Source organism: Pseudodesulfovibrio aespoeensis Aspo-2, assembly GCF_000176915.2.
GTDB classification, from domain to species: Bacteria; Desulfobacterota; Desulfovibrionia; order Desulfovibrionales; family Desulfovibrionaceae; genus Pseudodesulfovibrio; species Pseudodesulfovibrio aespoeensis.
Genome location: NC_014844.1, coordinates 226,147 through 243,907 on the forward strand (window position 1 = coordinate 226,147; position 17,761 = coordinate 243,907).

16 protein-coding genes are annotated in these 17,761 nt (G+C 66.4%); 4 read left to right on the top strand and 12 right to left on the bottom strand.

Annotation, left to right across the window (positions count from 1 at the left end; genetic code table 11):
• Nucleotides 1-217: 217 nt before the first annotated feature.
• A complete protein-coding gene (locus DAES_RS01005; RefSeq protein WP_013513169.1) occupies nucleotides 218-1,531 on the bottom strand; it encodes an amidohydrolase family protein in 1,314 nt (437 codons plus the stop codon).
• 170 nt (nucleotides 1,532-1,701) lie between these two features.
• Nucleotides 1,702-2,961 carry an EAL and HDOD domain-containing protein gene (locus tag DAES_RS01010; protein ID WP_013513170.1) on the bottom strand — a complete coding sequence of 420 codons (1,260 nt, stop codon included), beginning with the start codon at nucleotides 2,959-2,961 and terminating at the stop codon, nucleotides 1,702-1,704.
• 312 nt (nucleotides 2,962-3,273) lie between these two features.
• On the opposite strand from DAES_RS01010, the gene DAES_RS01015 reads away from it, so the two are divergent.
• Complete coding sequence (locus DAES_RS01015) at nucleotides 3,274-4,077, top strand: 2-amino-3,7-dideoxy-D-threo-hept-6-ulosonate synthase (protein ID WP_013513171.1); 804 nt, start codon at nucleotides 3,274-3,276, stop codon at nucleotides 4,075-4,077.
• 728 nt (nucleotides 4,078-4,805) lie between these two features.
• Here DAES_RS01015 and DAES_RS01020 read toward each other — a convergent pair.
• Genes DAES_RS01020 through DAES_RS01030 form a run of 3 tightly spaced genes read right to left on the bottom strand, consistent with a single transcriptional unit; the run spans nucleotide 4,806 to nucleotide 6,952 of the window.
• Nucleotides 4,806-5,210 (bottom strand): hypothetical protein, encoded by a 405-nt coding sequence (locus DAES_RS01020; RefSeq protein WP_013513173.1) that lies wholly within the window; start codon nucleotides 5,208-5,210, stop codon nucleotides 4,806-4,808.
• A 13-nt stretch (nucleotides 5,211-5,223) separates the two neighbouring features.
• The gene (locus DAES_RS01025; RefSeq protein ID WP_013513174.1) at nucleotides 5,224-6,186 is read right to left on the bottom strand and encodes a HEAT repeat domain-containing protein; all 963 of its coding nucleotides are present in this window, start codon (nucleotides 6,184-6,186) and stop codon (nucleotides 5,224-5,226) included.
• Between the two features lie 22 nt (nucleotides 6,187-6,208).
• The gene (locus DAES_RS01030) at nucleotides 6,209-6,952 is read right to left on the bottom strand and encodes a S24 family peptidase (protein WP_013513175.1); all 744 of its coding nucleotides are present in this window, start codon (nucleotides 6,950-6,952) and stop codon (nucleotides 6,209-6,211) included.
• Nucleotides 6,953-7,109: 157 nt separating this feature from the next.
• Between DAES_RS01030 and DAES_RS01035 the strand changes: the two genes are divergently transcribed.
• Together DAES_RS01035 and DAES_RS01040 are read left to right on the top strand one after the other, a co-directional pair.
• Entirely contained in the window at nucleotides 7,110-7,523 is a 414-nt protein-coding gene (locus tag DAES_RS01035; RefSeq protein WP_013513176.1) for a DUF5675 family protein, read from the top strand.
• A 2-nt stretch (nucleotides 7,524-7,525) separates the two neighbouring features.
• Complete coding sequence (locus tag DAES_RS01040; RefSeq protein ID WP_013513177.1) at nucleotides 7,526-7,756, top strand: hypothetical protein; 231 nt, start codon at nucleotides 7,526-7,528, stop codon at nucleotides 7,754-7,756.
• A gap of 45 nt (nucleotides 7,757-7,801) precedes the next feature.
• Here DAES_RS01040 and DAES_RS01045 read toward each other — a convergent pair whose 3' ends face one another.
• From DAES_RS01045 to DAES_RS01070, 6 genes are all read right to left on the bottom strand, one after another.
• Nucleotides 7,802-8,638 carry a hypothetical protein gene (locus DAES_RS01045; RefSeq protein ID WP_013513178.1) on the bottom strand — a complete coding sequence of 279 codons (837 nt, stop codon included), beginning with the start codon at nucleotides 8,636-8,638 and terminating at the stop codon, nucleotides 7,802-7,804.
• Between the two features lie 134 nt (nucleotides 8,639-8,772).
• Nucleotides 8,773-10,206, bottom strand: coding sequence for an SH3 domain-containing protein (locus tag DAES_RS01050; protein ID WP_013513179.1), 1,434 nt, complete (start codon nucleotides 10,204-10,206; stop codon nucleotides 8,773-8,775).
• 67 nt (nucleotides 10,207-10,273) lie between these two features.
• On the bottom strand, nucleotides 10,274-10,846 hold the full coding sequence (locus DAES_RS01055) for a flavin reductase family protein (protein WP_013513180.1): 573 nt from the start codon (nucleotides 10,844-10,846) through the stop codon (nucleotides 10,274-10,276).
• A 103-nt stretch (nucleotides 10,847-10,949) separates the two neighbouring features.
• Nucleotides 10,950-11,654, bottom strand: coding sequence for a hypothetical protein (locus DAES_RS01060; RefSeq protein WP_013513181.1), 705 nt, complete (start codon nucleotides 11,652-11,654; stop codon nucleotides 10,950-10,952).
• 108 nt (nucleotides 11,655-11,762) lie between these two features.
• Nucleotides 11,763-13,760 carry a methyl-accepting chemotaxis protein gene (locus DAES_RS01065; protein ID WP_236608439.1) on the bottom strand — a complete coding sequence of 666 codons (1,998 nt, stop codon included), beginning with the start codon at nucleotides 13,758-13,760 and terminating at the stop codon, nucleotides 11,763-11,765.
• Nucleotides 13,761-14,134: 374 nt separating this feature from the next.
• On the bottom strand, nucleotides 14,135-15,373 hold the full coding sequence (locus tag DAES_RS01070; RefSeq protein WP_013513183.1) for an HD-GYP domain-containing protein: 1,239 nt from the start codon (nucleotides 15,371-15,373) through the stop codon (nucleotides 14,135-14,137).
• A 362-nt stretch (nucleotides 15,374-15,735) separates the two neighbouring features.
• On the opposite strand from DAES_RS01070, the gene DAES_RS01075 reads away from it, so the two are divergent.
• Nucleotides 15,736-16,320 carry a hypothetical protein gene (locus DAES_RS01075; protein ID WP_013513184.1) on the top strand — a complete coding sequence of 195 codons (585 nt, stop codon included), beginning with the start codon at nucleotides 15,736-15,738 and terminating at the stop codon, nucleotides 16,318-16,320.
• A 20-nt stretch (nucleotides 16,321-16,340) separates the two neighbouring features.
• Here DAES_RS01075 and DAES_RS01080 read toward each other — a convergent pair whose 3' ends face one another.
• Nucleotides 16,341-17,723 (bottom strand): protein kinase domain-containing protein, encoded by a 1,383-nt coding sequence (locus DAES_RS01080; RefSeq protein ID WP_013513185.1) that lies wholly within the window; start codon nucleotides 17,721-17,723, stop codon nucleotides 16,341-16,343.
• Nucleotides 17,724-17,761: the final 38 nt, after the last annotated feature.

Here is a 17,761-nt window from a genome sequence, read left to right on the forward strand (position 1 = left end):
TTTCCTATCCATGTCTTTTGTAAAGACTGTTATTGAAGATTATAATATATTCATTTTATTGTAGTATTTTGCTGTAGTATGTCGAATGAATGTGTTTAAAACAACTCATGTTGACATGGCCCCCTCTGCTGTAGAGGGGCTGCGAACGTGGTTGAGGCCGTCTGGCGTTCGGTCTCGTGGGTATCAGGGTGATGCGGGAGTGCGCGACCGGGCGGGCTCAGCCTTGCCCGGCCAGCGGGGCGGCGATCCTGCCGTCCTTGATCACGCACAGGGGCGCGGCCAGGGGGTGCAGGCCAGCTGCGAGGTCGCCGCGGACCAGGAGCAGGTCTGCGGCCATGCCCGGCTCGATGGCGCCCCGGTCAGCGAGGTTGCAGGCCAGGGCCGAGGTCCGGGTGGCCGCGCCGATGATTGCCGTCATGGTCAGCCCGGCCTGGCGCAGCAGATCCATCTCGCGCAGGGGCATGCCCGCCCCGGTGCGCCGGTAGGGGTGGTCGTTGCCCAGGGCGATGCGGCCGCCCATGGCCGCAAAGGCGCGCACCGTGGCGAACAGGGCCGGGCCGTTCCACAGGGAGCGCGTCAGCACGTCGAGAGTGGGGGTCATGATGATCTTTTCGCGAGCCATGCGCTCAAGCAGGCGCAGGAGGTGCGGGACCGGCTCCGGGTGTTCGCCCGCAGTCAGCACCGGGCAAGGGCCGTTCGCCGTGATCCAGCGGTGGGGGACATGCTCCACGGTCTGGGCTCCGGCATCCAGGGCTGGTTCCAGTCCGCCGCAATCCTCCACATGGCAGCGGGTTGTCAGGCCGAGCCTGCGCGCCTCGTCGCAGATGGCGCGGGCCGTGGCCGCGTCGAACAGGGGCCACGGGCGGACGTTCGGACCGGGCTCAAAGGCGAACTTGACCGTGTTGACCCCGGCGTCGGCCAATTGCCGGACGCGCTCCCTGGCCTGATGCGGCGAGGCGACGGTCAGGCCGTGGTCAGGGCTGTGGACCGTCAGGGGATAGCCGCCGGGCGGGCAGAGCATGGGTCCGGCGCAGGCTGCCGTGGCTGTGCGTCCGGATGGGGAATCGAGGAGCAGGGGCAGGGCGGACAGGGGCGAGGCCGCATCGCCGATGGAGGTCACCCCGTTGACGAGGTAGCGTTCCCGGCGCTCGTTCGAGGCGTGGAGACCATGGACATGGCAGTTGACGATGCCGGGCAGGATGGTCGCGCCCGGAACGGCCAGAACCGGGACAGAGGCCACGGCCCTGGCCCGGTCCGGGTCCGTGGCCGCAAGGATCGCCTCGATGCGGCCATGGGCCACCAGCACGGCCATGTCCGGCTGCGGCGGCCCGCTGTCGCCCCGGATGAGCGTGCCGGTCACGGCGTAGCGCGCTCCGGCCACGAACCGGGTAGGGTCATGAACGGGGTCAAGAATCGGATCACGGACAGGAGCAGGGGCCTTGATGCGTGGAGCGGCCAGGGCCGGGACGATCCGCCACGGACTCCACGCGGCCACCACGCCAAGGGCTGCCAGGAATTCACGCCGGTTCATGGTCGTTTCGCCTCCGCTGGCCTGACCGGTCCGGGCAACGCGATAGGGCCGATCCAGAGCCGCCCCGAGGAACCCGGAACCGCTGGACAGGCCCGCCCGGCACGCGGGCATCCCTGTGCGAAGGCGGCTGCCGCACACGGTATCGATACGCTATCGGGGCCGGAATTGCCTTATTGGGCAGGGTCTTCCGCGTTGCCGGATGAAAAGAACGAGTCGGCCCAGGTAAAGGCGTGCTGGTAGCTGACGGCCACGGTGCCGGGGAGCAGGTCCAGGGTGCTGGCCGTGGCGCTGACCGCGTCCCAGTCCGAGCTTTCGATGGCTTTGGCCAGGGCGAGCCACGGCGCGTACTGGTTGGGCTCGCCGCACAGGGCTTCCTTGATGGCGTCGTCCACGGGCAGGTGGTTGACGATATCCTTCATCTTCATGTCGAGCAGGGCGTCGAGCAGGGAGAAGAGGCCGAGCATGAAGAGCTTGTCCGATTCCTCCTCGTGGCCGCCGCCCAGGGCCGCTGTCTCGAAGAGCTTGGCCCGGTGGGCCGAGAGGTAGGACAGCTCCAGGCTCTTCTGCGAGGGGGCCATGTCGGTCAGGATGATCAGGCGCAGCCAGTTGCGGATGGGCTTCCACCCGGCCAGGACCACGGCCTGCCTGATGGAGGTGATGGTGGCGGCAAAGCTGAAGCTGGCGGAGTTGAGAAAGTTGAGCAGCCGGTAGCTGATGGCCACGTCCGCCTCGATGGCCGGGGCCAGGGAGTCGAAATCGGGTTCGTCCTTCTCGATGATCTCGAAGAGCTTGAGCCGGGTGACCTCCGAGGAGGTGAGCTTGCGGCCCGATTCGGTCTGCGGGCGTTTGAAGAAAAAGCCGTGGAACAGGGTGAATCCCGCCTCCCTGGCTCTGGCGAGGTCGTCGGCGCTCTCCACGCGCTTGGCCATCAGCCGGGTGATGCCGAGCTTGCGGCCTCTGGCCGCGACATAGGCGAGGTCGGCCTCGTCCTTGTCGGCCATGTCCACCATGAGCAGGTCGGCCATCTCGGCCAGCCGCTCGCTGCCGGGCTTGCCCTCGAAGTTGTTGACCGCCAGTTCAAAACCGTCGCTTTTGAAATTTCTGAGGGCCGCGAGCAGGGCGTCGGAAGGCTCGGCCTGCTCTTCGAGGATGATGACGGTCTTGCTCCAGGGCACGGCCAGGGGAGTTCCGGCGATCACATCCGCCGGGGTGAAGTGGATGAGCAGGCGGGAGTTCTGGCCGCCCAACCCGCCATAGAGGGGGAGGTTGGCCACGAGATTCATGGTCGCCTCGGAGTTGTCCGAGATCACGGCCCGGTCAGCGTCCTGGCTGTCCCTGAAAAGCATCAGGTAGCCCCAGGTCTCGCTGTGCGTGTTGAAGACGGGCTGTCGGGCGATGAAGATGGTTTCGTAGGTGGTGGTCTCGTCCATTGTCCCTCTCTCTCGAGTGTCCCTCGCATCCTGGCCGTGATCGACACGTCCGGATAGTGGTCATTATTCTCGCCGCAGTCAATAAAATGAATGGCCTGGCCGGTCAAGTGGGAACCCCGTGAAAAAGGCTGGTGCCGCTGTTCCTCCGCGATGGCCCCCCCCGCGGCCCAGGGCGTGGACTGCTTCCCGGTGCATGCGATGCAGGAGCCGGGCCATGATAGTCCTTTCCTCTTCCTGACGAGTGTATTATGTCAACCACAATGTCGCAGAAATGCGCACGGCAACGCGAACCCATCATGCGAGAGGTGCAGGATGCACATAGGCAAGGCAATTCGACTGGAGAGGATATTCAACCGCGACACCCGTCGCACCATCATCGTGCCCATGGACCACGGGGTGACTGTCGGCCCCATCCCCGGTCTTGAGAAGATGCGCGACACCGTCACCAGCCTCGTGGCTGGCGGAGCCAATGCTGGGCTGGTCCACAAGGGCCAGGTCAAGCTCGGCCACCGCATGCAGGGGCGCGATTTCGGGCTCATCGTCCATCTGTCGGCAGGCACGGTCCTGTCGCCGTTTCCCAACGTCAAACGGCTGGTGACCACGGTTGAGGAGGCCATCCGCCTGGGCGCGGACGGCGTCAGCGTCCATGTCAACCTGGGCGACGAGACCGAGGGGCAGATGCTCGCCGATCTCGGCGCGGTGGCCGCCTCGGCTGCCGAGTGGGGCATGCCGCTCTTGGCCATGGTCTACGCGCGTGGTCCCAAGGTGCGCGACGAGTACGCCCCGCAGATGGTGGCCCACTGCGCCAGGGTCGGGGCCGAGCTGGGCGCGGACGTGGTCAAGGTCAACTACACCGGCGATGCCGAGAGCTTTGCCCGCGTGGTCGAGTGCGCCTGCGTGCCTGTGGTCATCGCGGGCGGTCCCAAGCTCGATTCGACCAGGGACTTCCTGAGCATGGTCCGGGTTTCCATCGACGCGGGCGGCTCCGGGCTGTCTGTGGGCCGCAACGTGTTCCAGCACCGCGACCCCACGCGGCTGGTCCAGGTGCTCAACCGGGTGGTTCACGAGGGAATGAGCGTGGACGAGGCGTTGGACGGCTTCGAGGACGTGCAGTAGCTTTTCCTGGGCCGGGCCGCCTCCCTTTCCTGGTCGGTGCAGGGCGTGTCCGGCCTTCTGCCCTTGTCCGGGCCAGACAGCTGGCCCGTGGTCCCTGGCCGGACGCCCATCGGGCCATCCGGCGTTTCTGTCCGCCGCCCGCCGCCCCTTTCCGGCCCTGGCAGCGCATCCGGCTGTGATCGCCTGCCCACGGCGTCCGAGACCGCGAATCCGGCCCGCCTGAAGTCCTCAGCCTTGGGTAGGGCCTTTTCCCCTTCCGGAAGAATCAAGACAGCAATCCGCATCACCCACCTCGCTGCATCCTGCCGCCCCGCGCCTGCCCGGCAATATAGGGTGGCATGATATTATAGACAACATGGGCGCACCCTAGGAGTTGTCTTGGCGAATGTCCAGCAAAAACTGACAAATTTCGTACATAATGGCCTATTTTACTTTGAAAAAAAGGTCAAATAACATTATAAGTTTTGGGCGTCGCAGTGCGCATTGATTCAACGTGACGCCTGTGGCGTGCAAACAAGAAGCAATGCTAGGGCAAGAATTGGTTGTTGCAATGATTATGTGTGACGCTGCAATGCACGATGCATCGAGTAAGACATTGGTTGTGTCTTTGGCGAATGTTTCACCTCCCCGGACACTCAAAGCAGGAAGGGCCGGTTTCGACAGCACCTGTCGAAACCGGCCCTTGTGCAGCGCATTTCAGGCATGGTCCGGGCTGGTCCGGCTTCGCGTCAGGCCTTGTCCGCAGCCTTGAAGACGAACAGGGGCAGTCTGGCCAGGGTTTTCCATCCATCCTCGGTCTTGATGGCGGCGGATATGGTGTGGCGGCCTTCGGCGGCCACCTTGAGGCCGGGCAGCTGGAAGTTCATCTTGTGCAGCATGGTCGCGCCCGGTGTGAGCTCCTGCACGCCGAGGATGGTGCCCTTGCCCTGGGGCGGGGTCAGGCGCAGGGAGACGGTGAAGGGGCGGTTCTCGTTGCCCTCCAGGTCCCACAGGCTGGCGAAAAACACGGGCGGGAGCACGGCGGGGAGCGAGGGGACCACGGCGTGTTCCACGGTGCGGATGAAGGAGGTGCTGCTGGAGTCGCGGTCGATGATCAGATCGGCGCAGACCAGGGCGTAGACGAGTTTTGGCATGGAGTCTCCCTTTCTATTGGTCATGTCTGGCCCCGGACAGGGACAGACGCAGGTCGTCGGGCAGGGTCAGGACCGAGTCCGGGTCTATGTCGGACAGGAGCAGGGCCGCGCCGGTGCGCTGGCTGGGCGTGCCTGTCTCCACGGCGCGGTACAGGGCCGGGGCCGCATCCGGCCCGATTGCCAGCAGGGCGCGGAAGGCGATCTGGGCCAGGGGCGTACCGGGGCGGTCCAGGAGCTGGACCAGCACGGGCGCGGCGCCAGAGCCCATCCGGGCCAGGGGAAAGCCGGTGGGCCGGGCGCCCAGGAGCATGAGGTGGTGCCAGACCAGGGCGGGCGGCGGCCCGATGAGGTCGATGGCCTCGGCCACCACATGGACCACGCGCGGGTCGTCAATGTCCAGGGCGCGGATCAGGGCCGGGACGGCGGGCTGGGCCGCATCCCCCATGTGGCCCAACATCCAGGCCGCCTTGGACCGGGCAAAGGGATCGGCGGCGGTCAGTCCGTCGGCCAGGGCCGGAACGGCCCGCGCGCCCATGAGGCTCAAAGCGTAGGCTGCGGCGTCGCGTGTCCGGGCATCGGGGTCGCTCAACAGGTCCACGAGCCTGGGAGCCAGGGGCGGCCCGGCCACGGCAGCGGAATGGGCACCCATGCTGCGCACGGCCATATCCGGGTCGGCCAGGGCAGCGAGGATGGCATCCCCGGCCAGTTCCGGCGCGGGCAGCAGCCCAAGGCCCAGGGCCGCGCCGCGCCGCTCGGCAGCGGAGCCGGTGCGCACCGTATCGGTCAGCCCGGCCATGGCGGCCAGTCCCATGGCCCTGATCCGGGCTGCGGCCTCGTTGCGCGCGGCAGGGTCCGTGCCGCCCAGGGCCACAGCCAGGGGTCGTATCGGGTCTGATGCCGGGGCCGCGAGGCCGGGCGCGGCCAGGATCAGCAGGCACAGGGCGCAGAGCGAAATATGTCGAATGGCAAACTGCATGATTGTCTCCGAAGCCTGACGGCTATTTCCTGGTCATGTCGCTCCACGCCCAGACCACGTTGCCGCCGATGGCGCGGGTGATGTCGTCGTCGTAGTCGCGCCCCAGCCGGTAGGTGACAGGGGGGAAGTCGCGGCTGTTGTCCGAGTAGAAGATCAGTTCGAGGTCGCCGTCGAGCCGCTTGGTGTTGACCCGCTTGACCATGGTGCCGCCCTCGGGGCCGGGTTCGCAGACGAGCATGATCTTGCCCGCCGGGCTTGGATCGCGGTCGTTGCGGTCCACCAGGACGATGTCGCCGGGGTGCAGGGTGGGGACCATGGACAGCTCGTTCTTGCCGATCTCGACAGCCACCAGGTTGGACCGGAAGCGGATGGACTCCTGGTGCCGCCAGACGAGCACCCAGCCCTCCACCTTGTCTTCGGGAATCAGGCCCGGCCCGGCGGCCACGGGCGAGCTGGCCAGGGGCACGGCCAGATAGTCGTCCGGCTGCGGATCGGGCGCGCCAATGGCCTGGGTCTTTTCCGGCAGGCGGAAGCAGACCTCCCTGGCCGCGTCCGCAGGCTCGTCGCCAAAGACCAGCGACACGCCGATGCGGTCCAGGATGTGGCCCAGCGAATCCGCGTTGAGCCCACGCTCCTGCTTGAGGAATCGGTTGAGCTGCGACGGGTCGATGCCCAGTTCGTCGGCCATGCGCTTGTTGTTCGGGTACCGCTTGCCCCGGCCTATCCGGCTGAGGAGCGCCTCCCGCACGTCTTCGGTGAATCCCATGAGCATCCCCTTTGAATGATGCGAAGTTACGCATACATATACACGAAATTTGATAAATGTCTAAAGCTGTCTGGCAAAAAATGTTGACTTGAATGTTGTCAGTTGTCTACATTGCTTCTGTTCATGCCTGAGGGGAAACCCGCAAACGGAGGACTATGTGACTGACAAATTTGAACTTATACGATTGGAAAGCAACGAGGCCGGAACCTTTGGCGCGCTCTGCCATGGCGGCCAGGTTTTCTGCCTGACCCTGGAACCGCCGGATCGGAACAATGCACCGGACATCTCCTGCATCCCGGCCGGGCGGTACAATTGCCGCCGGGTGCGTTCGCCGCGCTTTGGCCCCACCTTTGAGGTGACTGGCGTGCCAGGGCGCACGCACATCCTCTTTCACCAGGGCAACGTGGCCGCCGACACCAACGGCTGCGTGTTGCTTGGCTCGCGCTACGGCGCACTGGGCCGGGTGCGCGGCGTGCTCGATTCCGGGGCGGCCTTCGGGGCCTTCATGGCCCGGTGCGACGGCCTTGACGGATTCGAACTGACCATCAGCAGAACGCAGGGGGAGGGGTGAGCATGGACTTCATCTGTCTGAAAGGGGCCAAGGACATCTGTCTGGCCGTGGGCGAAAACCCAAAGAACATGCACCTCCTGGTCCGGGTCCATGGCCTGCCTGCCTGGAAGCGGGGTATCAAGGGCACCTGGCGCGCCCTGCCCGAGGATCTGCGGGCGTGGATGCGCGAGCAGCGGGACCGCCATCTGGAGCGGCCCCCCCTGGCCCCTGGGCCGGACTGCGTGGAACACTGAGACTCATGACCGCTGCCGGGCGGCGCGGCTCGGCTTGTGGCCGGATCAGGCCGCAGGCTGGATGGCGTCGCCCGCAGCCATGGGCAGCGGGCCGAACGTGCCGGGCAGGGGCTGCATGACCGGGTGGCGGATGGCCCACGCGCCGCTGACGCCCGCGCCTCGCTCCTGTCCGTCACGCCCGTTGGCGGCTGGCCCGGCTTCCCAGGCCGAGGCGGCGTAGCGCACGCCCTGGTCCGGTTCGCGCAGGGACATCTGCTCGGCCTGGGCCAGGGCGGATTCCATCCGGTCGAGCCGGGCGGCCAGGGGATCGGGCACATGGCCCGGCCTGACGGCGGCGACCATGGCAGGCGGCATGGCCGGGACAGAGCGAGTGGTTGCTTCTGGCCGGGCAGGTCTGTCCGCACGTCTGTCGGCAGGTCTGTCGGCAGGTCTGGCCAGGGGCATAACCATGGGATCGGGTGATGGAGCGTTCGCCGCCAGGACCACGGCTGCATCAGGCAAGGGCATGGCCGTTGTCCGCGACACAGGGGGTGTCAAGGCGGCCTGCACTGCCGGGGCGTCTGTGGAATCAGGCGGTCCGGCCTGTGCCAGCATGATTTCGGTGTCGGGCTGCCCCGGTTCAGCGGCGTCGTCGCCCATGAGCCAGGCGAACTTGTCGCCCAGCACCTCGTCCGGGGTCTTGTCGTTGACCGCGTACTGGTAGGTGTATTCGCCCACGGTATAGGCCGTGCCTGCGTACTGGATCGGGCCGGGCGCGACCAGTCCGAGCACGCCGAACATGGCGTTGACGGCCAGACAGCCGCTCAGGGCTCCGGGCAGGGCCGCGCACAGCAGGGCCAGGGGGGCTGCCCGCAGGACGAATCGGCAGAGTGCGTGTGTCATGCCCAGGCCATGCATTCCCCGTACCGTGGAGAAATTAACATGGAAAATTGACCGATTGCAGCCGCGTCAGGCCGGGGCGGCACACATTGCCCGGCACAAAGGCCGAAAAACGGGTGCCGGAAAACGGGCGCGGGTTATTTGCCGTCCGTGGAGGCCGGGGCGCACAGGGTGTTGATGGAGGTGACCGTCTCCAGAATGATGCCTTCTGGCCGGGCGAGGGTGGGCAATTCCAGCCCCGGCTCCAGGGTGGTGATGACCGCGCCGCCGATGATCTTGCGTCCGGGCTTGTCGCCGGTCATGGTCTTGAGCCCCCAGACCGCGTGAAAGACCACGGGCTCGCCGTCCAGCTGGCCGAGGTAGAGCATGATGTGGCCCGGCTTGCCCACCAGGGTCAGGAATGGCGTGGCCCGGTCCATGATGACCTGTTTTTTGGACTGCCGGTCGAGCCCGGCCAGAGTGACCACCTCGCCCACCTTGGCCTGCGGGCTCGAATTGCGCGGCAGCATGATGCCAAAGGCGGCCATCAGGTCCATGACCGCCTGGGAGCAGTCGCGCCCCTCGTAGAGGCCGCCCCAGCCGTAGGGCCTGCCGAGCATGGCGTTGATCAGCCGGGTAAAGTTGGCGGGCGTGGCCGGAACAGGCGCGTTTTGGGCCACGGATTCGGGCAGGAAGGCCACCTGGGCCACGGCCTCGCCGCGCTGGCCGCGCACCGGGATGACAAAGGCGATGCCGTTGTTGCCAAAGCCGCCTTCAAGCATGGGCAGGATGGCGCCGATGTGGGTGGTGAAGCGGTAGTTGCCGTCGCAGTCGAGCACGGGCACGTCGTCGCGGGTGATTGTCCCGTAGCTGCCGGTGCGGAAGAATTTCTCGAACCCGTCGTCCACCCAGGCGATGTCCGTGGCCCTGACCCAGCCGAAGGTGAACCGGCTCTCGACCAGCACCCAGGCCCGGTCCGCGCTGGTGTGGGTGGCCAGGAGCGGGGTTCCGGCCAGGAGCAGCGAATTCTGCATGATGTCAAAGGGGAAGCCCTCGCCCGCCCGCGACGGGTCGTGGAACGAGGGGGGGGACGTGGGCAGCACGCGCATGTTGGCGTTGGTCACGGCAATGGCCCGGCGGCTCATGGACGGGTACTGGTCCTGGCGGGCGTATTCGCGCATGTTTTCCAGCCATTCCGGGGCGCGGGGCAGGGTGTTCTCGCCGTATATCCGGGCGTTGCCGTAGGCGGCAAAACCCCAGTACGCCTCGTCCGCTGTGATCAACGCCTTGGTTCTGCCCCAGGGGGCGAAGTGGGCGTCGAGAAAGCTGGTGTAGCTCGCGGCCTGTGCTTCCTGCGAGACGAGGAGGGTATCCGGATCAAGCCCATGATAGGCCCCGGCATCCTGGTGCAGGGTGAGCAGATCGGCCACAGGGCCGTCCTTGAGGCGCGGCGAACAGGCACCCAGGGCCAGGAGCAGCGTCAGGAGTATTGTCAGTCCACAGGCCAGGGAGCGCGCCGGAAGGCAGGCGCCGCGCCAGACGGAGCGCACAGGGTGGAGGCAGGAGACACCGGAGAACGGGATTTTGATCATAATTGCAGTCGATCCGGTTTTGGGAGAAAAGTCAACAGCCTGCCTCATCCGCCCTGGCCCTGTGCCGTCATTTCATGAACTTCTTGCCCGCGCTGAATCCCTTGGCCAGGGCCGGGCCGACGCCGTGGTAGGTGCCTGCGCCCGGCGCATAGATCAGGGGCAGCACCTTGGTCAGGTCCGGATGCTTGTCCTCCAGGAGCTTGTCGTGGTCGCACTTCACGTCCTTGATCTCGCCCACCATCATGGTGTGCGCGCCCAGCTCATAGGTGTGGATCAGCGCGCACTCGATCACCAGCGGGAATTCGTCGATATAGGGCGCGTCCACCAGCTCGCTGCGCACCGGGGTCAACCCCGTGGCCGCGAACTTGTCGGTCTTGCGGCCCGAGACGATGCCCAGGTAGTCGGCCTCGGCCACCAGCCACTGCGGGCAGACGCTGACTGTGAACGCCTTGTGGTGCATGATGCCCGCAAAGGTGTGGCGGCCAGGGCGCACGGACACGGTCAGGCAGGGCGGCTGGGAGGAGCAGATGCCGCCCCAGGCCGCGATCATGGCGTTTGGCTTGCCGTCGGTGTCGTAGGAGCCCACGGCCCAGGTCGGGGTGGGTTGGGCCAGGGTGGCGGCTCCAAGGGATTTTTTCATGATGCGTCTCCTTTTTTGTCAAGGATACGCAAGTCGGCATCAAAAGAAAACACGGTCTTTGCCCAAACTCGCGCTGTGGGCGCGGGGCGTCGCGGGTGGCGGTTTATTGCTCGTCCCTGGCCCAGCGGGCCACTGGAATGATCCACTCGGGCAGGGGCTGGTAAAACAGCCCGTGCCCCTTGCTCGATCTGATGCGGGTTTCCTGGAAGACCAGTCCGCCGCCCGTGGCCTGCTCGACCGCACCCTGGCACGACCCGGCCTCCATGTCGTTGGCCGCGAAGACGGAGAGCATCCGCCCCTTGAGGCGCGCCCCCCGCTTCTTGGCCAGGAACTGCTCGAAGGCGAAGCCGTTGCGGCCTGTGCCGCACCCGGCCATGATCACGTAGCCCACCCTTGGGTCGCCCAGGCCTGACGAGACCAGCAGGGCCACAAAGCCGCCCTTGGAGTACCCGGCCACGGTGATGTTGCCTGGCGCGACGCCTGCGGCCATGAGGACGCGCATCCGCCTGATTACCTCGGCTGCGCTCCGGTTGGCGTTGTCCTGCATGGGGATGTCGTCGATGACGGTGAGCCCGCGGTCCTCGAAATGGGCCACGATGTCGCTGGTCTGGTATGCGCCGTACCGTGGGCTGACCGCGGGCGGCTCCCCGGCCTTGTGCGCGGGCTGGCCGTGCAGGTAGAAGAGATAGCGCGCCTGGGGATCGACCCCGGCCATGGCCTGGTCAAAGGTGATGGCCCGGACCGGATGGGGGGCGAGCAGCACGGCCAGGGACAGGACAAGGGCGAAGAACGGGACACGGCACGGCATGGCGGCTCCGGGGTTGCTAAGTGGAAGATCAGCCTAGCCGCCAGCCCGGCAAAAAGCAAAGGGGGCGTCGGATGACGCCCCCGTGCTTGTGGTGTCTGGTGGAGCGGCCTAGAAGCGCTCGTAGTCGTCCCTGTCCATGTCCAGGTCGACGCCGGCGGCCAGGGCGGGCGGTGCGCCCCGTCTGGCCTTGGCCGCCTTGGCAGCGTCCGAGCCGGATGAGGCGGGCAGGGCGGTCCGCTGCCCGCGGCTGGCAGTCACTGTGGCCTTGCGGGTCTGGGGTCCACTGCCGTCCACCTTGAAGAAGGTCATGGCGTGGGCCAGGGCCTGGGCCTGGGCGGACAATTCTTCAGAGGTGGAGGCCATTTCCTCCGAGGCCGAGGCATTGCCCTGGATGACCTTGTCGAGCTGGCCGATGGCAAGGCTGATCTCGTTGACGCCCTTGTCCTGCTCCATGCAACTGGCTGTGATCTCCTGGATCAGTTCGGCGGTCCGGCTGATCTGTGGGACGAGCTCCTGGAGCATGCGCCCGGCCTTGTCGGCCACGCCCATGGAGGTGTCCGAGAGCTCGCCGATCTCCTCGGCGGCGTGCCCGCTGCGCTCGGCCAGTTGGCGCACCTCGGCGGCGACCACGGCAAAGCCCTTGCCGTGCTCACCCGCCCTGGCCGCCTCGATGGCCGCGTTGAGGGCCAGCAGGTTGGTCTGACGGGCGATGTCCTGGATGATGGTGATGCGCTCGGCAATGCTCTTCAGGGCGCTCACGGCCTCGGTCACGGCCAGGCCGCTCTCGCTGGCTCCCTGGGCGGCCTTGTTGGCAATGGTCTCGGTCTGCCGGGCGTTGTCCGTGTTGGAGCGCACGCCTGCGCTCATTTCTTCCATGGAGGCGGATATCTCCTCGATGGAGGAGGCCTGCTCGGTGACGGACTGGGACAGGGACTGGGCTGCGGCGGAAAGCTCCTCGCTGCCTGCGGACACGCCTTCGGCCACGGAGTTGACATCGCCCACCACCCGGTTGAGGTGGTTGGCCATGTCCGTCAGGGAGGAGGCAAGCTGGCCCACCTCGTCGTCCTGGCTGATGTCCACGGTGGCGCGCAGGTCGCCGGTGGCCACGGTCTGGGCGAATTCCATGCCCTTGCGCAGCGGGCCGATGATGCCTCTGGCGATGATCCAGGCCAGGAACACGCCCAGGACCACGGCCACGGCGTTGAAGATGACCACGCCGGACTCTGTTTCCGAAGCGTGTTTCAGCATCACCTCGTCGGTCATGATGTCCCTGGAGATGACGGTCATGCTCTCGTTGAGCAGTCGCTGGACCTGGTTCAGCTCCGGGATGGTCACGGCGGCGAACACCTGTTTGGCCTCGTCATATCCCTTCTGGCGGCTGTCGAGCAGGCCGATCATGCCGTCGATGGCGGCCAGGGTCTCCTGGGCCAGGGGCGCGGTGGTGTCCATGAAATAACGCAGGGCGGCGGTCCTGTCCCCCTCTTCCAGCAGCTCGTTGATCTCGATGGCGGACTCGTGCAGGGCGGCATGGGGGTCAAAGATGGCCTGCACCCGCGTCCCGAACTCCGGGTCCGCGCGCATCTGCCTTTCGGTTTCGGGCGCGTAGAGCCACACGCCCAGGTTGCACTTGTGCGGATCGGTCTGCACCGTGGCAGCCTGCCCGGACTGGCTGAGGAAGGTGTCGCGGATGACGGCCATCCAGTTGAGGTGGTCGAGTTTCTTCTCGCGCAGATAGGAGCCGAGCTGCACGTCAGCCGGGGCATACTTGCTCCCGATCTCCACTGCAGAGGCGTGGAGCGCGTTGTGGTGGGCCTCGATCTCGGCCAGGAGCGGCTTGATGCCCGGCACCATCTGCTCGGCCTTGATTCTGGCGTCGCTGTAGTACCATTTGCCAAAGGCGCACTGGCGGGGGTCGGTCTGCACGTCCAGAGTGTGGACGTCGGTGTTGGTCAGCAGTTCATTGACCTTTTCAGCCCATTTGAGGTGATCGACCACCTTTTCGGTGAAATTGCCGCGTAGGGCGTTGCCGCCGATCACCTCCTCGGCATCGCCCACGATGCTGGTGATGCCGAAGAAGGCCCAGCCGCCAAGGGCGACAATCAGCAAAAGAAGTGTCCCGAAACCAATGCCGAATTTGACGCAAAGTTTGCAATCTCTCCAACGCATGGAACCCCCCTCAAGTGTGATCGACGTTTCCCTCGGCTTTTGCCGTATCAGCTTGGACAGCTTTTCCCCAGGTCAGGACAGTATGATCGGGTCTATGGCATCGATTCTGGCTGATAGATATTATATTGTTTTTATAATGCGGCGATGCCACGGCGGTTGTCGAAGTCGGGCATTGCCAAGGGGTGGTTCGGGCTGTCTGGAAAGGGGCTGGCAGGGGGCGCGGCTGCTGGGGGTATGCGGGGTATGGTGACGCTTATCGGTCGCTTTATTTTTCAGTGATTTCTGTCCGGAATAACATTTTTTTTAATAAAAAATCAAGCTGCCCGGAACTGTTCGAACCGGGCGAGGGCTGCCTCTTGAACTGCGTGGCGCACCTCGGCCATGGTCTTGAAGTTGTCGAGCAGCAGGGTGACGAGGTCCGCGTCCAGGGAGCCGGTTCGGGCCATGTCGCGCAGCACTGCCGTGGACTGGGCCGGGGTCATGCCCTGCCTATAGGGTCGGTCCTCGGTGATGGCCGTGAAGACATCGGCCACGCCCATCACGCGGCTGCCCAGGGAGAGCTGGTCGCGGCTCAGGCCGCGGGGATAGCCGGAGCCGTCTGTCCGCTCATGGTGCTGGCTGGCCCAGTCGGCAATGTCCTCAAGGCCCGGTACGGTGTGCAGAATGGTTTCGCAGACCGAGGCGTGGTGGCGCACGGTGGCAAATTCGTCTGGGGTCAGGGTGCTTGGCTTGTCCAGCAGCACGACCGGCACGGCCAGCTTGCCTATGTCGTGCAGGTTTGCCGCCAGCCGGATGCGTTCCTGGTCCTGGCCGGTCATGCCCGTCAGCCTGGCCAGAGTGGCAGCGGTTTCGGCCACGCCCTGGGAGTGGGTGGCCGTGTGGCGGCTCCTGAAGTCGATGATCAGGGAGAAGAACCTGGAAAACTGGATCAGTTGATCGTGGGGGATGACATCATCGGCCAGAGGGGTGTCGATGCCCTCGCGTACGTGGTCCCAGGGGGCGGACATGCGGTCCCAGAATGCGGCGCTGGCCGAGAGGTCGAGAAAGGCGGTCACGGCCTCGGGCGCGAAGATGGCGCCCGCGTTGGCCCTGATGGTTTCGCGGATGCGCTGTCTGTCGATTCGTCTCGGTCCCTTGTGGTTGAGCACATCCACCCGGTCCACCAGATTGACGATGTTGGCCAGCAGGGGAACCATGGGGTCGCGGTATGCGGGCAGGCGGCGCCAGGGGGTGTGGTGGAGCAGGACCAGCTCGGCCACGCGGTCCAGGATCGGGTGCAGCTTGAGCAGCCGGTATCCGGCGCGGGCGTGGTCCGTGTGGTCGGTGTCGAAATCAAGCCCGTCGAGCCGCAGATCGAGGGAGAACGCGCCGATGTCGTGGAGCAGCGAGGCGTTCAGCAGGTCCGTGGTGTCGCGCAGGCCAAGGCCCATGGCCCCGCCGACCGCTACGGCCCCGACGCCCACCCGCCGGTGGTGGCCCGTGACCGTGGAACTGACATAGTCCAGGGCACCCGAGGCCCCGTTGATCAGGTCGAGCAGGTGAATGTCTTTCATGAGATTTTGGTTCCGTGGCCGGATGCCCGACCATGAGTCAGGGTGTTCACGGTGCCTTCCCGGCCGGTGTGCGCCTGCGCCTCTCCGTGTGACGATGCCATGCGGCAGCGCCCGTGTCTGTCAAGAATCCGCAAGGTGCGCCGGACAGGGCAAGATACCCTGGCAGGTATCGGCGGATGACCAAGATTTAGTGCGTCCCCTGGAAGCTGTCAACCCCGCCATATGTGTCATTTTCACCTTGTTGTGCCCCTCCTGCACCCGTTTTCGGCTGATGGCCCAAGGGGGTGCTACGCTTGTCCGGTCCGGGAGAATCCCTCTTCTGGCCCGCGCGATGGTGCGCCAAACTGCGACAAGGAGGAGTTATGGCCAACAGTGTCATTGAAATCTGCAACAACGCCCTGCTGGACCTGGGGGAGGACGCGATCATGTCCCTTGGCGACGAGAGCAAGGCCGCCGGGCTGTGCAACCACCGCTGGCCCGCGGTGCGCGACGCCGTGCTGCGTGCCCACCCGTGGAACTGCGCCACGGCCCAGGCCGAGCTGGCCGCCGGGGCGGCCACACCCCTGTGGAAGTGGGAGTGCCGTTACATGCTGCCCGTGGACTTTCTGCGCATCGTCAGGATCGTGGGCGGCGGCGGCAGCCAGATCCAGGACTGGGAGATCCAGGGCGGCGTGGTCCTGTGCAACGAGGAGGCACCCATCTACATCGCCTATGTGCGCCGCGAGACTGATCCCAGGAGATACGACGCCCTGCTCGACGAGACCCTGGCCGCACGGCTGGCCGCCACCCTGGCCTATCCGCTGACCGGCTCCACTGCGCTGGCCCAGTCCTGCTGGAACCTCTACCAGGACAAGCTCAATGAGGCGCGCGGCGTGGACGCCCGCGAGGGGGTGCCGGAATCCATCACGCCCACCAACTGGCTCGGAGCCAAGATGGGCAGCCGCTGACCGGCTGGGGCTGTCTGCGGCTACTCCGGGCAGACAGCCCTGGCAAAGAAGCGGCAGGTGCGGTCCTGCCACCAGATGAAGCCGAGCTCGGCGTCCGCGTACCATGCGGCGGTGAACGCCTTGGTGTCGCCGCTCCACAGCCGCGCCTTGCGCGGGTCGAACACGGGCGACTGGCAGGAGTGGCCCGGCTGCCCGGCCTGGCTGAACAAGGTAGCCAGCTCGGCCACCGTGGGCAGCCGCCAGCCGGTGCGCCCGCCGTAGGCGCGCTCGTTGAGCCGGGCAGCGTGGGCATGGGCGCGCTCCCAGGTCAGGGGATAGCGCGAGCCGTGCTTTTCCCAGGCCAGTCCGGTCCTGCCGTCCGGCCCGGCCTCGCGCACTGTGCCGTCGCCGTTGTCGATGAACCGCCCGCCCCCGGCCTGTCTGGGCCGCCAGAGCTCGTCCAGGTCAAAGCAGGTCCGCGCGTCACGCTGGCCGCATTTGAGCGGCTGGCCGCGTACAGTTCCGCTGGTGCGGGGCGGCGGCTCGTCCAGCAGGTCTGCGCCGGAGCAGGCCGCGTCGCGGGCGGCGCGCCAGGTGTGCTCCATTTCGTCCAGCCCGTGGAGCATGGCCTGGGCGTCGGCAAAGCGGTCGAGGGGGTTTTTGGCCAGGGCGCGGGCAAAGAAGCCGTCCCAGTCCGGGCCGAGGAGGTCGGGGTCGGTCAGGTGCGGGTCGGTCCCGCCCTGGCCGGGTTCGGGCAGTTGCCCGGTGAGCATCCGGTGCAGGGTCACGCCCACGGAGAAAAGGTCGGCAGGCACGCCCGCGCTGTCCGGGTCCGCCTCCTGCTCGGGCGCGGCGTACCAGGGGGAGCCCACCACCATGCCCGGATGGCGTGGAGGACGCTCGCCGCGCAACCGGCTTAAGCCGAAGTCGATGAGCTTGACCGTGCCCGGCCCGCCCTCGTCCTGGGCCAGCATGACGTTGAACGGCTTGATGTCGCGGTGGATGATGCCCTCGTAGTGGAGCCGGTCCAGCCCCTCAAGCATCTGCCGGGCCAGGTGCAGGGCCGGGGCCGCGCCCAGCCTGCGCGAGGCGCGTTCGGTCTCGTAGGTCTCGCCCATGAGCGCGCCGAGGTTGCCGCAGTAGTATTCCATGGTGAAATGGGGCGGGAGGGCATCGGTCCCGCCGCCCTCGTGCACGTCGAGGATTGAGGCCACATTGGTGTGGCTGATGCTGGCCATGGTGGCGGCCTCGGCCAGGAACATGGCGCTCAGGGTCTCGCGGCCCATGAGGTCGAGCAGGATGTCGGCGGGCCTCAATGCCTTGAGGGCGACCATGCGCCCGGTCACGGGCATGGCCGCCTTGTAGACCGCGCCCATGCCGCCCCGGCCCAGCAGGCCGCGAATGTCGTACCGCCCTATGCGCATGGATTGACGTTACCCCAAAGCCGGGCCGGAGAAAAGCC

Coding starts and splice junctions, on each gene's coding strand:
- DAES_RS01005 (WP_013513169.1), bottom strand. CDS start 1,531: ATGAACCGGCGTGAATTCCTGGCAGCCCTTGGCGTGGTGGCCGCGTGG.
- DAES_RS01010 (WP_013513170.1), bottom strand. CDS start 2,961: ATGGACGAGACCACCACCTACGAAACCATCTTCATCGCCCGACAGCCC.
- DAES_RS01015 (WP_013513171.1), top strand. CDS start 3,274: ATGCACATAGGCAAGGCAATTCGACTGGAGAGGATATTCAACCGCGAC.
- DAES_RS01020 (WP_013513173.1), bottom strand. CDS start 5,210: ATGCCAAAACTCGTCTACGCCCTGGTCTGCGCCGATCTGATCATCGAC.
- DAES_RS01025 (WP_013513174.1), bottom strand. CDS start 6,186: ATGCAGTTTGCCATTCGACATATTTCGCTCTGCGCCCTGTGCCTGCTG.
- DAES_RS01030 (WP_013513175.1), bottom strand. CDS start 6,952: ATGGGATTCACCGAAGACGTGCGGGAGGCGCTCCTCAGCCGGATAGGC.
- DAES_RS01040 (WP_013513177.1), top strand. CDS start 7,526: ATGGACTTCATCTGTCTGAAAGGGGCCAAGGACATCTGTCTGGCCGTG.
- DAES_RS01045 (WP_013513178.1), bottom strand. CDS start 8,638: ATGACACACGCACTCTGCCGATTCGTCCTGCGGGCAGCCCCCCTGGCC.
- DAES_RS01050 (WP_013513179.1), bottom strand. CDS start 10,206: ATGATCAAAATCCCGTTCTCCGGTGTCTCCTGCCTCCACCCTGTGCGC.
- DAES_RS01055 (WP_013513180.1), bottom strand. CDS start 10,846: ATGAAAAAATCCCTTGGAGCCGCCACCCTGGCCCAACCCACCCCGACC.
- DAES_RS01060 (WP_013513181.1), bottom strand. CDS start 11,654: ATGCCGTGCCGTGTCCCGTTCTTCGCCCTTGTCCTGTCCCTGGCCGTG.
- DAES_RS01070 (WP_013513183.1), bottom strand. CDS start 15,373: ATGAAAGACATTCACCTGCTCGACCTGATCAACGGGGCCTCGGGTGCC.
- DAES_RS01075 (WP_013513184.1), top strand. CDS start 15,736: ATGGCCAACAGTGTCATTGAAATCTGCAACAACGCCCTGCTGGACCTG.
- DAES_RS01080 (WP_013513185.1), bottom strand. CDS start 17,723: ATGCGCATAGGGCGGTACGACATTCGCGGCCTGCTGGGCCGGGGCGGC.